The organism is Streptomyces sp. NPDC002776 (genome assembly GCF_053592195.1).
The window spans coordinates 14,435-28,653 of the sequence record NZ_JBSFVG010000032.1; the positions used below are offsets into that span (position 1 = coordinate 14,435).

Here is a 14,219-nt window from a genome sequence, read left to right on the forward strand (position 1 = left end):
CTTGAACCTCCCAGCTCTCCGCGCGACGACGAGCGCACCACGGTGTCGGCTCCGGGCGCCCACGTCCAGAGCGGAAGTAGCGAATTGGTCTGCTTGGCGACAGTTCGCCTACAGGGCCGGACGCCGGCTCAGTGACGCGCCTAGATCCTGCGCAGCGCGTCCACGAGGTGACTCAGGGCGACCACGGAAACGACGGCTGCTCGGCGTGCGACACCTCCGGCCGGTGGCGACATCCCGCGCACCGGCACCGCATCCGAGCCGAAATGCGTCCGATCAGCTGTAGATGTCACGCCCGGGCGCGCACACAGGGGTCCCGGCATGAGGATCTTGCCGTCTCCCGCAGCGGAATACCGCGTGGTTGGAATACGTGCCTGATACCAGCAGCCCGTCCCGACCTCTCCCCCGCTGACATCCCCCACCGGTCGTCACCGCCGCACTGACGGCGGCACTGCGCGGCGCCTCCGACTGCGCGCAACACGGGTGAGCGCGCCCGATCGTTGGCCGCGTCCCGCCCTCCCATTCGGGACAACCCTGCCCTGACCAGCCGTGGTCAGGACCAACCGACCGGAGGCTGACCCGCACTTCTTTCACGATCACCGTGTCCTTCTCACCCGGCGCAAAGCCATCGGCGGCCAGCAAGCGCACCCGAGCCCGCGCGGCCTGGCCCTGCAAAGCAAGACCACTGCCGTGCCCATATCTCATGCGCACGGCGTACCGGAGGGATCTACCCAGGTGAGCCCCGACGACGCACGGAAAGGTCAGCAGTTGCTGTCGTCATCCGTATAGAGGCAGAAGGGATGACCAGCAGGGTCGAGCATCACCCTGACGTAGTCCTGCGGCTGATATCCGGCCTCCCGCGCACCGAGTTCGAGCGCATGGACTACGGCGGCCTGCAGCTCGGCGACTTCGAAGTCCAGGTGCATCGTGATCCGCGGGGCGTCCTCTTGAGCGGGCCAGACTGGGGGGACGTAGCCGTCCGAGAGCTGGAAGGCTATGTAGCCCACACTCTCCGAGGGTGCGACAGCCGCCCCATCGGGCTCTTCCTTGGTGATCTCCCAGCCCAGCAGATCCGAATAGAAGTGGGCGAGCGCCCGCGGATCGGGCGACTCAAGCACGACGCCCCACCAGTCGTGTCTCGACATGCGAGGAGTACCGGGCTCATGACTGGGTCGTCCACGCATGCTGCCACCTATCTCCGGATGCTCCGCCGCGGGTCCTCTGCAAAGGCTGGCCTCTGGACCCTATCGACCGCCCGAGCATGAGGATCAGGAGACCTTGCGCAGAGGGGCGTGCATGCTCACGGAGCTGATCGGCTTCATTGCGTTAGCCGCTATTGCTCCAAACGGCATCTGCCTGAAATGGATTATTGGTCTGTCGTCGACAGGCCCGCCGCCGACAGCCGACGTTCCTCCGAGTCCTTTGCCACCCACAGTCCGAACCGGCTCTCCAACTGCTCCAGAGCTTGCGGCGGGTTCATGCGCTCGTACGACGGTCAGCCGAGCGCCAACGGCTCGGCTGACCGTCGTCGTACGCCGGAAAGAGTGGGTCGAAGGACGACAGGACACGCCCGTCCACCGCGTACTCCACCCGCTGTACGGCGTTCGCGTCCAGGCTCGCCGCGACGACGCGGGTGCCCCGGGAGACCTGGGGAGGTAGCTCACGGCGGAGACGTACGATACGGACGCCTGGATCGCGACGGACCAGCCCTCGGTTGCCGTCGAGCCGGCCCTGATCACGGCGTTCGTCGAAGGGCGTAAGAAGCCCAGTTCCTCCACGGCCTCCACATCCAGATCGTCCAGGTGGTCGAGATCGTTAGGCTCGTCCGCCGCGTTGCGGGTCTCGATCTCCCGGGCCTCGCGGGCGGTGAGCGGGAAGACGGACTCGCGTTGGACGCCGAGGCGTTCGAGTACCTCCTCCGGCGTGAGGGCCTCGCAGAAGCCGAGGCTGTAGCCGTACGGGTAGGCCTCGTACACCCAGCGGAGTCCGTCTGTCATTCCGTCACCTCGTCAGCATCTCGGTAAGCAGGGATGCGGCTGGCCGACGGTGGCCAGGCGCATGCCGACAGGGCGGTTGAAGATGCCGGGGGCCATTGCGGCCGCCTGCTTTGTTCCAGGTCAGGGCCGACGAAATGCCATCCCTGTAAGGGAGCTGCACCCAGACACTTGCTCGAGCTGTTGGCCGTCGCCGGCGGCGGCCAAAATCGCGCTCGTGACTTCACGGCGCTGGAGAGCACGGCGACGCCCCTGGCGAGCATGCCCGCCAGGGGTGCGAGGGCCCCCCAGGCCCAGGCAGCCGCGAAAGGCGCAAGAGATCTTCATTCGCACGCGACCCACATAGGGGTGGGCGCTTATCCGATGGGGGCTCGAGGTGAGGCCAGTTGGGCGCTGAGAAGCCGGTTGTCGACGTCGTCGAGGGCGAGGCGGAGGCCGCCTAGGGCCACGCTCTCGTCGCCGAGGGTGGAGGTGCGCAGCTCGGGGAGGCGCAGGCAGTGCTTGGCGAGTTCGCGGTGCAGGGGTTCGAGGATGATGTCGGCCGAGCGCGAGAAGCCGCCGCCGAGGACCACGATCTCGGGGTCGAGGGCCAGCACCAACGCGGCGACACCGACAGCGAGATCGCGCGTATAGCGGCGTACAGCCACCTTCGCTGCACGGTCGCCTTCGCGGGCGGCCTGGAACACCCATGCGGCGGCCTCTCCTGGCCCGGCGGTCGTGGGTACGCCCGGGCAGGCGGCCAGGTGTCCGGGTGCGTCGAGCCAGCGGACGGCCTTGAGGGCGCCGATCTCGCCTGCCGCGCCGCCGTGGCCGCGGCGCAGGGTGCCATCGAGGATGAGGCCGGCGCCGGTGCGGATGCCGGCGAGCAGGTACACGATGTCGTTTGCGTCCTGGGCGACGCCCTTCCAGCGCTCGGCCACCGCGGCGAGTTTGCAGTCGTTCTCGATCTGGATGGGGCAGCTGAAGCGGTCCGCGAAGTGGGCAGCGGGATCGGCTGAACTCCAGCCGGGCAGCGGGGTGAACAGGGAGGTCCGGCCCCTTGCATCCACCGGGCCGGTCACGCCGACCGTCAGGGCCCAGATATCCGCGGCGTTCATTCCTGCCTGCTCGAGCGCCTCCGTGATGGCCTGGTCGACCACGGCCAGGCGGTGGGCCGGGTCCGCGTCGGGGTCGGCGGACTTGCGCAGGCTCTTGACGAGGTTACCTTCCAGGTCGCTGAGCATCACGAGGACCTTGTGGACACCGATGTCAATTCCCATGACATGACCGGCGTTCGCCCGGAAGCGGTAGCGGCGGGCCGGGCGCCCCACCACGCTGCGGGCGCCCGGCTCCTCCACCTCAGCCCAGCCCTCTGTGACCAGTGCCTGCACCAGGACGTCTACGGCCGGACGGGACAGGCCCGTCCGGGCGGCGAGTTCGGTGACGGTTGAGGGCGGGTTGCCGCGCAGCGCCCACACGATGGACAGCTGGTTCATCTCGCGCATCCGAGACAGGTCCGTGCCCGTGGTCGCCATGCTGTGTACTCCCTGAAGCAGTCGCGGTGCCCGCCATTGAATAACGCTAGACAGTTTACTAATTTCGAGGGCTGCCCGTGCCCGATGACGTCACGAAATCGGATACCGCTGTTGTTCTGCCGGTTCCACGGCCGAGAGGAAGTCGACTTCCCGTCCGTCGATCTCGAAGCGGTACCTGCCGAGCCTGCGGATCTCGGGGCGGGCCTGCAAGTAGGCGGTGAGCGACTGGAGTTCATCGGGGTGCAGCCAGCCCGGCGGGTCCGAGACCGCGCGAAAGCCGCAGATGTCGGCGAGGTCGCGCAGCCAGCTCTGCTGGTGTTCCGTCAGGAGGTTGAGCCTGCTGCGGAAGTACACGACGTCGGGGTCGACTTCGAGCAGCGGCGACTGCCAGAGCCGGTGCAGGGTGTTGACCACGGCGTTGCGGGCGAGGGCGTCGGAGGGGTCCTGGGTCGCGTAGTGCTCCCACTGGGGTGCGACATCGGGTCCGCTGCGGATGCCGTCGAGCAGCCCGAGCGAGGGCAGCAGCGGTGCGCCGCTGCCGAGGAGATACGTGTCGGGTCCGGCCGCCTCCCGGATGATCTCCAGCCCGATCCGGTACGCCTCTTCGCGCCCGACGCCCGTGGCCCGCACGCCGGGGGCGGCGGCGGCGCCGATGAAGTCGGCCTTGAGGTAGCCGAATCCCCAGTCCTGCGTGATGCGCCGGATCATCTCGCGCACGTGGTCCTGCGCCGCGGACCAGGTGAGGTCGAGCGCGTAGTACCCGGTCCCCCAGTTGTGCCCGGCGATCACCGGCTCGCCGTCCTCGCCGCGCAGGAGCAGTTCGGGGTGCTCCCGTACGGTGCGCGAGGTGGGCAGCGCGATGAACGGGGCGATCCACAGTCCGGCGCGCAGGCCGGCGTCGTTGATGCGGTCGGCCAATGCCCGCATGCCGGAGGGGAATTTGTCGTTGGCGTGCCAGTCGCCCACGGTCTGCTCCCAGCCGTCGTCGACCTGGACGACGTCGAAGGGCAGTCCGCGCAGGGCGGTGATGTCCTTTGTGAGCTGTTCCTCGGTGATGTTCTCGTAGTACGCGTACCAGCTGCACCACACGTTCCCGGCCCGTTTGGTGCTACGGCCCAGACGTTCGCCGAGCTGGGCGACGTAGGCGGTGAAGACGTCCTCCTCGGCGCCGTACGCGAGGAACCAGGGCGCGCCCTGCGACTCGTACCAGCCGACGAGGGTGTCCTGGTCGGCCGACAGGCGCGGCACGTCCAGGCCCAGCGCGCCGAGCAGCAGGACCCGGCCGTCGGGGCCCTGCAGTGCGGCGACCGCGGAGGAGTGGTGTCGGGTCGGGTCGTCCCAGACGGTGTCGTCGGCTGTCAGCCGGCGTTCGGCGCTCGCGATGCGCAGGGGCGCGTCTGAGAGCCTGCGCCAGCCGCACGGGCTCCAGGAGTTGTGGCCGTGCCGGTAGAACAGTGCGTCGCCGAGTCCGTGCAGGATCGCGGTGCGTCCGGGCGGCAGCAGCAGTCCGCCGTCGACGGGCCGGGGCGCGCCGTCGCCTTCGAGTGCGACGGCGAACGTGTGCGCGCCGACGTCCAGAAGCTGGGCCATGGATCTCCTTGCATGTGTACGAGGGGTGGGCGGCAGGCACGCCCTGCCGCGCCCGTGGACGAAACGGCTTACTTGAAGAGGCCGTTGACCTTGTCGTTGACACCCTTCAGCGCCGGTTCCGGCTGTGCCTGGCCGAGGATCACCGACTGGACCGCGTCCTGGACCAGCGGGTTGATCTCGGTGCCGTGCTCGGTAACAGGCAGCAGGAAGGTGCTGCTCTTGTCAGCGGCGATGTCGGTGAAGGCCTGCACGTCGCGGCCTGCGGCCTTGTGCGCGGCGAGTGCCGCCTCGGTGCCGGACTTCTGCGCGGGGAAGACGATGGCGCGCTTGCCGACCTTGTCCTGGCACTCGGCCGAGCCCAGGTACTTGGCCCATTTCCAGGCCTCTTCCTTGTGCTCGGTACCGGCCCAGATCGCGTCGGACAGACCGTTCAAAGAGCTCTTGCGGCCCTCAGGGCCGGCCGGCAGCGGCGCGAACGCGAACTTGTCCTTGGCCTTGCCGTCGGTGAACGTGGAGATCGTCCACGAGCCCGCAATGGTGATCGCCCCCTTGCCGGCGCTGACCAGCTCGGCGTTGGCCACCTCCGACTGCTTGCTGAAGGCGGGCGCGTACCCCTTGTCGATGATGTGCCGGAACCAGGCCAGCGTCTCGGCCAGCTTGGGGTCGTCGAAGTTGTAGTGGGTGCCCCAGGGGTTCTTGTCGAGATATGTGAAGCCGTTGGCAGCGGCCAACGGACCCCAGCCGTTCTGACCGGTCGCGCCGTCCTTCCATTCAGGCAGGTAGCCGTAGGTCTTGACGTGGTTCTTGTCGAAGTCGGGGTCGAGGCCGTTGCGTCCCTTGTTGTCGACGGTGGCCTTGGCGATCACCTGCTCCAGGCTGCCGCCGTCGTCCGCGTTCCAGGTCAGGTCGGCGACATCGGCGGCGGAGATGCCCTGCTTCTTCAGGTGGGCGGCGTCGTAGACGAGCGCCATGCTGTCCCAGTCCTTTGGCAGTCCGTAGCGCTTGCCGTCCTTGACCCAGATGTCGGCCAGACCGGCCTGGTAGCCGGACAGATCGACCTTGTCCCGGTCGACCAGCGGCTGGATGTCAAGGAGCTGGCCGTTGGTCGCGAACTGCGGGTAGTAGGTGCTCTGGTTGGTCCACACGTCCGGGGCGTCGCCGGAGGCCAACTGGGTGGTGAGGTTCTGCCAGTACTGGTTCCAGGCCGTTTGCGTGATCTTCATGCTGATGTCCGGGTTGGCCTTCTCGAAGGCGTCCGCGCACTCCTTGTACGCGGGCAGCTGCTTGTCGTCCCACAGCCAGTAGTCGAGCGTGGTCTTGCCCGAGGCGGAGTCGTCTGATCCCCCGCAGGACACGAGCCCGGCGGTGGCGGCCAGGCACAGCAAAGCCGCGCCCGCGCGCCGGTGCGTCGATCGCATGATGGCGTACCTCTCTCAAAGGGTTGAGCAGGAAGGGAGTTGTGGGGGTGGGCAGAGCTGCGTGGGGTGGTCCGAAAAGCTGGTCAGGTGTGGGCTTACTTGATGCCGGAGAAGTTCAGGGACTCCACCAGGCGCCGGCCCAGAAGGATGAGCAGGATGAGCACGGGCAGCACCGAGAGCGCGGAGCCAGCCATCAGACCGGTCCAGTCGGGCTGGGTGTTGGGTGACTGCTGCAGGAAGATGCCGAGCGCGACCGTGAGTACCCGCGTTTCCTCGTCGCGGCCGCTCAGCAGCGGCCAGAGGTAGTCCTTCCAGGCCCACACTGTGGTCGTCAGACCGATGGTGATCAGCGGGCCCCGACTCATCGGCATCACCACCCGCCAGAACACGCCCCAGGGTCCGACCCCGTCGAGGACGGCCGCCTCCTCCACCTCCCGGGGGATGGAGAGGAAGAACTGGCGCAGGAAGAAGACCGCGAACGGCGTCATCAGGAGGGTGGGCGCGACCATGCCGGTGAAGGTGTTCAGCCAGCCGAGGTTCTTGACCAGGATGAAGTTGGGCAGCAGCGTGAAGATCGGCGGGACCATGAGCGCGGCGATCAGCACGCCGAACAGCGCGTCCCGTCCCGGGAACCTGAGCCGTGCGAAGGCGTACCCGGCCATCGCGCAGAACAGCGTCTGCAGGCTCGCGATCAGGCCACTGTAGACCACCGAGTTGAGCAGATAGCGCAGGAAGTCCACCTGGGCGCCGGACCCTCCGGCGGCCACGGCCTCCTCCTGGCTGGTCAGCCCGAGCACCCGCAGGAAATTGATCATCGTGGGGTGCTCGGGCACGAGCCCGGTGGAGTCGGAGTAGAGGTCGGCCGCGGGCGTGAGGGCGGTGCGGATCATCCAGTAGAACGGGAAGAGGGTGGCGACGAGGGCCAGGACGAGGACCGTCCACGCGGCTATCCGACCTACTGAGATCGTGGGGCGGGTACGAGCATGGATGCGGAGCTTGGCCGAAGTGCTGGGCTTGCCCGTCGTACGGGTCCTGGTCAGGGTACGGCTCATGGTCATTCTCCTCAGGCCAGGTCCGAGCGGGACGCACGCAGCAGGCGCATCTGTGCGGCGGTCAGCACACCGAGCAGCAGCGCGAGGATCACCGCGACGGCCGAGGCATAACCCATGTGGAACTGCGCGAAGGCCTGTTCGTAGATGTAGTAGTAGATGACCCGGGTGACGCCCATCGGCCCACCCCGAGTGGTCACCGCGATGGTGTCGAAGATCTGGAACGAGCCGATCACCGAGACCACCAGGACCAGTGCGAGTACCGGCCGTAGCAGCGGCAGTGTGATCCGACTGAACATTCGCCACTCGCCGGCCCCGTCCAGGGACGCGCTCTCGTAGAGGTGCTCGGGAACCTGCAGCATGCCGGCGTACAGGAGCAGAGCCGTGTAGCCGGTGTACGCCCAGGTGTTGATGGCCGCGATGGTCGGCATGGCTAGGTCGGGCGAGTTGAAGAAGCCGGTGGTTCCCACGCCGATGGCTTCCAGGATGTGGTTGAAGAAGCCCAGGTTGGCGTCGAGCAGCCACAGCCAGATCAGTCCCACGGTGACGTTGGGCACCAGCCACGGCACCAACAGCATCGCCCGTAGCGCCACCGACCGGGTCAGCCGGTGCATCAGTGTGGCGAGCAAGAGCGCGAGGACGGTCTGTGCACCGATGTTCAGGACCACGTAGTAGGCGGTGACCTTCAGTGCGTTCCAGAACTGGTCGTCGCCGATGAGGTCCGTGTAGTTCGCACCGCCGACGAAGTTCGGCGGCGCGAGCATGTTGTAGTCGGTGAGCGAGTAGTACACGCCGCGGACGGTCGGATACGCGTAGAACAGCGCGAAACCCACCAGCGCGGGGGCGAGGAACAGCCAGGCCGCCTTGCGGTCATCGCGCGGCTTACGCGGCTTCTTCGCTCCGCTCAAGTCGGTGCTGCGTATGCCTGAGCCTTTGCGTGGCGGCGCAACTGCCGTGTCGGAGCCCATGGTTACGCCTCCGGGAGAAGATGTCGCGCCGCACCTCTTGCCAGTGTGGCGCCGTGCACACATATTGATGAGCACCAGCGAAACTTTGTCAATGGAAACGCGGAACAGGTTGTGATCCAACCCTCCTGTAAGGAGCCATGACAAAGCACGCGCCGCACGCGGTGCATGGCACGTGAGGCACTTCGCACGACAGCTGCCGCGCCCTGGTCAGGCCGTCGAGCAGCTGACGCGAGCACGTCCCCCCATCCCCTCGGAGGTTGATCCGTGCGCACGTTCTACTCCAGACCAGGCCGCGGTCTCGCAGCGGCGCTCAGCTCCACCGCCATAGCCTTGGCTCTGGCGGCCCTACCCGCCGGCGCCCAGGCCGCGGCCCCCGACGCGCAGCCCGCGAAGGGATCGGCCGCAGCGGCCGCCGGAGTACCCGCACGCCCGGCGCCCGGGCCGAGCCCCGACCCCGCGCTCCCGGTCCACGCCCTCGCTCCCGGCGACTCCCCCGTGGACAATCCGCTCAAGGGCTTCGCCCGCTTCTACCAGCCCGGCGGCGACCAGAACGCGGGCTACCCGCACTCCCTGACCTGGGCGTACTTCGGTCTGTCCGAGGTAATGAACAGCGCGTCGAACTGCGGGAGTTACAACTGGGGCGTCCTCGACAGCGCCCTGCAGGAGATCGCGGAGGACGGCCACCAGGCGGCGATCCGCTTCTACATGGAGTATCCGGGCGGCACCGGCACCCACCCCGCCAACGCCATCCCACCCTGCTTCGCCGGAAAGGTCGCCAACCGCCACAACGCGTACTGGGGCACGACCAGCCCCGACTACGACGACCCTGACCTCCTCGCCGGACTCAAGGACTTCATCGCCGCGTTCGGCGCGCGCTACGACGGCGATCCGCGCCTGGGTTACATCCACCTCGGCCTGGTCGGTCTGTGGGGCGAGTGGCACACATGGCCCTACGACACCGACACATCGAGCGACTCCCACCCGAACTACATGCCCACCCATGCCCACGGCGCGGAGATCATCAACGCGTACAACAACGCCTTCAAGAAGACCCGCCTGGAAATCCGCTACCCGGAATCCGCAGGCGGCGCCGCCAACAACCTCCCGGCCATCGGCTATCACGACGACTCCTTCTGCTACCGCGAGGGCAGCCCGGCGGCAGGCGTAACCCTGCCCATCTCCATGGGCGGAGCTCCCTGGGCCCAACTGCAGAAGGCCGTCGAACAGGGCGTGGAGAACAAGTGGATCACCGCGTCCATGGGCGGTGAGGTCCGGCCGGAAATCCAGACCACGGCGTTCGCCAACTGGCCCGGCGGCTCAGGGCAGGTGGACAACATGAAAGCGTGTATCGAGCTGGAGCACACCACCTGGAAGATCAACGAACGCAGCGGTGAGTACGCCGCCAATGACCCGAAGGTGGCCGCCGCGGTCCGGCTCATGGGCTATGACCTCAGCGTGAAGAACTCCTACTTCCACCCCACCGCACAGGGCACCACCAAGGTCGGCGTGCAGATCACCAACAACGGCGTGGCCCCGTTCTACTACCCCTGGCAGGTCAGCCTCGGCCTCAAGAACTCCGCAGGAAACGTGGTGAAGACTTGGGACACCTCATGGGACCTGCGCAAGGTCATGCCGCTGAAGATCCGTGCCTTCCCCGACTGGAACGTCGGATCCGACCCCACGTATCTCGACTTCGGTCGCCCGCAGTACTTCGACACGAACGTGGATCTGTCCTCTGTGGCCACCGGCGACTACCAGCTCGTGATGAAGGTCAAAAACCCACTGGAGGAAGTGAGTTCGGCGGCCAAGAAGCTGCGGTTCGCCAACGCTGGGCAGAAGGCGGACGGCTGGCTGAACCTCGGCGGCATGAGCGTCGGCAGCGGTCAGGGCTCCAACCCGAAGAGCTATGAGGCCGAGGCCGCCGGCAACGCCCTCGCGGGCGGCGCCGCCATCGCCGACTGCGCGGGCTGCTCCGGCGGTAAGAAGGTCGGCTACCTCGGCAACGGCGGCACCCTCACGTTCAACGGCATCGACGGTGGCAGCGGCGGCACGCGCACCGTGACCCTGCACTACACCACCGCCACCGCCCGCAGCGCCACCGTCCGAGCCAACAACGGCGCCGCGCAGACCGTCCAGTTCGACGCCACGGCCAACTGGTCGACCACCGCGACGAAAACGGTTCAGCTGAACCTGCAGGCCGGGGCCAACAACACCCTCACCATCGCCAACCCCTCCGGCTGGGCCCCCGACATCGACCGCATCACCGTGCAGTGATCCAACAGCCTCCCTGGCACTCCGATCCCTAAAACCCTCCTTGCCCCGGGCTGTGCCTGGCCCGGGGCAAGGAGTCCTGTACAACTCACCTCTCCTGGGCGCCACGGCCCCAACCTTGAAAGGCCCGCGCATCATGACCTCTCCCCAACCTGATCTTCGACTGGGTGTCCTGGGGTACGGACTGCGTGGATCCCTCGCCCGGCTCGCGCAGCGCCCGGGAGCCGGTTCCGTCATCGCCGCGGTCGCAGACCCCGACATCGCAGCCAGACAACAGGCCGCACAGGACTTTCCTGACGCCCGGATACTCGAAGATTTCCGCGACGTATTCCACCTGTCGGACATAGACGCGCTCCTCGTCCTCACACCCGACCACACCCATGCACAGGTAGGCGGTGAGGCTCTCGCCGTCGGCAAGCCGGTCTTCGTGGAAAAGCCGCTCGATATCACCATCGAGCGCTGCGACCAGCTGTTGCGCACGGCTCACGAGACGGGAACGCGCCTCTACGTCGGCCACAACATGCGGCACATGCCGGTCATCCGCCTGATGCGGGACATCATCACACGCGGCGAGATCGGCACCGTGAAGACCATCTGGGTACGCCACTTCGTAGGATACGGCGGCGACTGGTACTTCAAGGACTGGCACGCCGAACGCCGGCACACGACAGGTCTGCTCCTCCAGAAAGCCGCCCACGACATCGACGTGATGCACTGGCTCGCGGGTGGTTACGCACACCAGGTGCAGGGTCTCGGCGATCTCATGGTCTACGGCGACATCCCGCACCGGCGCGCACTTGGCGAGCCCAAGCATGCTGACTGGTACACCGAAGAGGGGCACTGGCCGCCCCGGACGCAGCGCGGTCTGAACCCAGTCATTGACGTCGAAGACGTCTCATTGATCAACATGCGCCTCGACAACGGCGTCCTGGCCGCCTACCAGCAGTGCCACTTCACACCCGACTACTGGCGCAACTACACCGTCATCGGGGACGCCGGCCGCCTGGAGAACTTCGGCGACGGCCCGGAAGCGGTCGTGAAGGTCTGGAACACCCATCGATCCACCTACCGTGCCAAGCCGGACTCCCTCTACGAGGTACACCGGAGCGAGCACGACGCCGACCACGGCGGCGCCGATGCCCTCCTGATGGCCGAGTTTCTCCACTTCGCCCGCAACGGCGGCATCACCGACACCTCGCCCGTCGGTGCCCGCATGGCCGTCGCAGCCGGAGTCCAGGCGACACAGTCCCTGCGTGAGGGAGGCACACCGCAATCCGTACCGGAACTCGCGCCGGACCTCCTCTCCTATTTCGCGTCCGGACAGCTCCGCGCCGCTCGGTAGAACGCGAAAACCCCCACAGGGGCCCATGACCATTCCGCGGAATGCGAAACCGGCTCCACTCAGGCCTCCGTAGCAGCGAGGAGCGAGCCGAGTCCCCAGGAGGGGAACGACCGCTGCCCGCTCTCCCCCCTCCCAGAACTGGTCACGCCAACAGCCATGGCATCGCCAGGCCGACCGGCTCCTGAACCCCGTTCCTCCCCATCGACACCAGGTGCCCCTGGAGATTCAACGAACCTTCGCGCAGCTGGAAGTCACCTGTCTCCACAAACACGCGCCGAAGAATTCCAAGGCGCCGCAACAGATGTCCGCCGGCGGTCGCCGGCGCCCAGCCTGAAGGGTTAGTTTCGTGCCCCATCGTCCAAGACTCTTTGCTCTCATCGGAGCGCTTCTCCTCTCCGCACTGCTGGCGGCCCTTCTGCCGGCATCGGCCACGGCCGAGACGGCAGCCACCACCGGCCCCGCGGGACCGCCGCCCCGGCCGCCTGGGCCCGCCCCCGCCGACCCTCGGCTGCCGACGCACCAGTTGCCTTATGCACCAGGACCGCTGGACAACCCGCTCAAGGGATTCGCGGTATTCCAGGACCAGGTCGGCGAGAACCCGTACCCGCACAGCATCGAGTGGGTCTACCTCTCGCTCAGCGAGGTGATCAACGATCCGAAGAACTGTCGCAAGCTCGACTTCACCCTGCTCGAGGAGCACCTGGACCGCGCCGCAGCAGGAGGCAACCAGGTCGCGATGCGGTTCTACATGAACTACCCGGGAGGCAGCGGCACCCACCCGGAGAACGGCCTACCGCCCTGCCTGAAGGACTCCGTCGACATGCGCTGGGACGAGTTCTGGAAGCTCGACCACCCCGACTACGACAACCCGAAGCTGATGGCGACGCTCGAGAACTTCATCGACAAGCTCGGCCGCCGCTATGACGGCGATCCGCGCCTCGGCTACCTCACCCTGGGACTGATCGGCCTGTGGGGCGAGTGGCACACCTGGCCGTACGACACGGACACCGCTGACGGATACCCGAACTACATGCCGAGCCTGGCCAACCAGCGCAAAGTGATCGGCTGGGTGGACCGTGCGTTCGACACCACCATGGTGGAGGCCCGCTACCCCGAACTGGCCGACGGCGCCGTGAAGAACGCCGACTTCGGCCTGCACGACGACTCCTTCTGCTTCATCGAAGGCGGTAAGGGGGTCACCCTGCCTGAGTCGATGGGTGGCGCGCCGTGGTCGCAGATGGCCGGGGTTCTGCGCGCCGGCATGGAGAACCGCTGGACCACCAACTCCATGGGTGGAGAGGTACGCCCCGAGATCCAGCCTCGCGCGTTCGAGAACTGGCCGACCGGTAACGGTGCGGACGTAGACGACATGAAGGCGTGCATCGAGCTCGAGCACTCCACCTGGAAGATCAACCACTATGGCGTCAACAACTACGCCCACGACGATCCCAAGGTCGCTGAAGCCGTTCGCCTCATGGGATACGAACTGCACGCCACCAAAGCCCATTTCAAGACCGAAGCACGCGACCGCCTCGATGTCGGTGTCACCGTGGAGAACCTCGGCGTCGCGCCCTTCTATTACAACTGGCCTGTCGAGATCGGCCTGCGGGACCGCACTGGGCGCGTGGTGCGCACGTGGGAGACCAGCTGGGATCTGCGCAAGATCCAGCCTTTGAAGATCCGGGCATTTCCCGACTGGCAGACCGACGAGACACACCTGCCCTTCGGCCACCCGCAGTACTTCCAGACCGGCGTCGACCTCAACCGTGTCGAGTCCGGCGACTATCAAGTAGTCATGCGGGTCGTGAACCCCCTGCCCACTGGGAAGAAGCTGCGTTTCGCCAACGCCGCGCAGGGTGAAGACGGCTGGCTTTCCCTGGGACATGTGAAGGTTCGTCGATAGCACCGTCTCGGGACGGCGGGCTGGCCTCTTACGGCCGACCCGCCGTCACCACCACCGTAGTCCTGACCGTCCTCACCGCCTAGTAGGGCTTGGTCAGGTTCGTAGCGGTGTGGGTATGTCGCGGTGGCAGGTGGGGCAGGCGCCGGCCCAGAGAGCAAGGAGTGTCTGCAGCT

At 67.0% G+C, this 14,219-nt stretch carries 10 protein-coding genes; 3 read left to right on the forward strand and 7 right to left on the reverse strand.

The genetic code is table 11. The annotated features are described in order from the left end of the window. Positions 1–758: 758 nt before the first annotated feature. The 7 genes from ACWD11_RS33790 to ACWD11_RS33820 form a co-directional block, all read right to left on the reverse strand. Complete coding sequence (locus tag ACWD11_RS33790) at positions 759–1,142, reverse strand: VOC family protein (RefSeq protein WP_451287707.1); 384 nt, start codon at positions 1,140–1,142, stop codon at positions 759–761. Positions 1,143–1,265: 123 nt separating this feature from the next. Beyond that, positions 1,266–1,994, reverse strand: coding sequence for a hypothetical protein (locus ACWD11_RS33795; RefSeq protein ID WP_451287709.1), 729 nt, complete (start codon positions 1,992–1,994; stop codon positions 1,266–1,268). Positions 1,995–2,347: 353 nt separating this feature from the next. Beyond that, positions 2,348–3,505, reverse strand: coding sequence for an ROK family transcriptional regulator (locus ACWD11_RS33800; protein WP_389421542.1), 1,158 nt, complete (start codon positions 3,503–3,505; stop codon positions 2,348–2,350). 90 nt (positions 3,506–3,595) lie between these two features. Next, a complete protein-coding gene (locus ACWD11_RS33805) occupies positions 3,596–5,095 on the reverse strand; it encodes a glycoside hydrolase family 36 protein (RefSeq protein WP_389421543.1) in 1,500 nt (499 codons plus the stop codon). A gap of 68 nt (positions 5,096–5,163) precedes the next feature. Further along, complete coding sequence (locus ACWD11_RS33810; protein WP_451287711.1) at positions 5,164–6,513, reverse strand: ABC transporter substrate-binding protein; 1,350 nt, start codon at positions 6,511–6,513, stop codon at positions 5,164–5,166. Between the two features lie 95 nt (positions 6,514–6,608). Further along, entirely contained in the window at positions 6,609–7,571 is a 963-nt protein-coding gene (locus ACWD11_RS33815) for a carbohydrate ABC transporter permease (RefSeq protein WP_389421545.1), read from the reverse strand. Between the two features lie 5 nt (positions 7,572–7,576). Continuing rightward, positions 7,577–8,530, reverse strand: a complete 954-nt coding sequence (locus ACWD11_RS33820) for a carbohydrate ABC transporter permease (RefSeq protein ID WP_451287714.1) — start codon at positions 8,528–8,530, stop codon at positions 7,577–7,579. Positions 8,531–8,794: 264 nt separating this feature from the next. Here ACWD11_RS33820 and ACWD11_RS33825 point away from each other — a divergent pair, with 264 nt between their 5' ends. The 3 genes from ACWD11_RS33825 to ACWD11_RS33835 all read left to right on the forward strand — a co-directional run bounded on the left by ACWD11_RS33825 (position 8,795) and on the right by ACWD11_RS33835 (position 14,046). Further along, positions 8,795–10,804 carry a DUF4832 domain-containing protein gene (locus tag ACWD11_RS33825; protein WP_451287716.1) on the forward strand — a complete coding sequence of 670 codons (2,010 nt, stop codon included), beginning with the start codon at positions 8,795–8,797 and terminating at the stop codon, positions 10,802–10,804. A gap of 133 nt (positions 10,805–10,937) precedes the next feature. Beyond that, complete coding sequence (locus tag ACWD11_RS33830; RefSeq protein WP_451287718.1) at positions 10,938–12,143, forward strand: Gfo/Idh/MocA family protein; 1,206 nt, start codon at positions 10,938–10,940, stop codon at positions 12,141–12,143. Between the two features lie 346 nt (positions 12,144–12,489). Further along, positions 12,490–14,046, forward strand: a complete 1,557-nt coding sequence (locus ACWD11_RS33835; RefSeq protein WP_451287720.1) for a DUF4832 domain-containing protein — start codon at positions 12,490–12,492, stop codon at positions 14,044–14,046. Positions 14,047–14,219: the final 173 nt, after the last annotated feature.

What these genes read in the sequence shown, in the direction of transcription:
- ACWD11_RS33790 (WP_451287707.1), bottom strand. Translation starts at nt 1,142, where the DNA reads ATGTCGAGACACGACTGGTGGGGCGTCGTGCTTGAGTCGCCCGATCCG.
- ACWD11_RS33795 (WP_451287709.1), bottom strand. Translation starts at nt 1,994, where the DNA reads ATGACAGACGGACTCCGCTGGGTGTACGAGGCCTACCCGTACGGCTAC.
- ACWD11_RS33800 (WP_389421542.1), bottom strand. Translation starts at nt 3,505, where the DNA reads ATGGCGACCACGGGCACGGACCTGTCTCGGATGCGCGAGATGAACCAG.
- ACWD11_RS33805 (WP_389421543.1), bottom strand. Translation starts at nt 5,095, where the DNA reads ATGGCCCAGCTTCTGGACGTCGGCGCGCACACGTTCGCCGTCGCACTC.
- ACWD11_RS33810 (WP_451287711.1), bottom strand. Translation starts at nt 6,513, where the DNA reads ATGCGATCGACGCACCGGCGCGCGGGCGCGGCTTTGCTGTGCCTGGCC.
- ACWD11_RS33815 (WP_389421545.1), bottom strand. Translation starts at nt 7,571, where the DNA reads ATGACCATGAGCCGTACCCTGACCAGGACCCGTACGACGGGCAAGCCC.
- ACWD11_RS33820 (WP_451287714.1), bottom strand. Translation starts at nt 8,530, where the DNA reads ATGGGCTCCGACACGGCAGTTGCGCCGCCACGCAAAGGCTCAGGCATA.
- ACWD11_RS33830 (WP_451287718.1), top strand. Translation starts at nt 10,938, where the DNA reads ATGACCTCTCCCCAACCTGATCTTCGACTGGGTGTCCTGGGGTACGGA.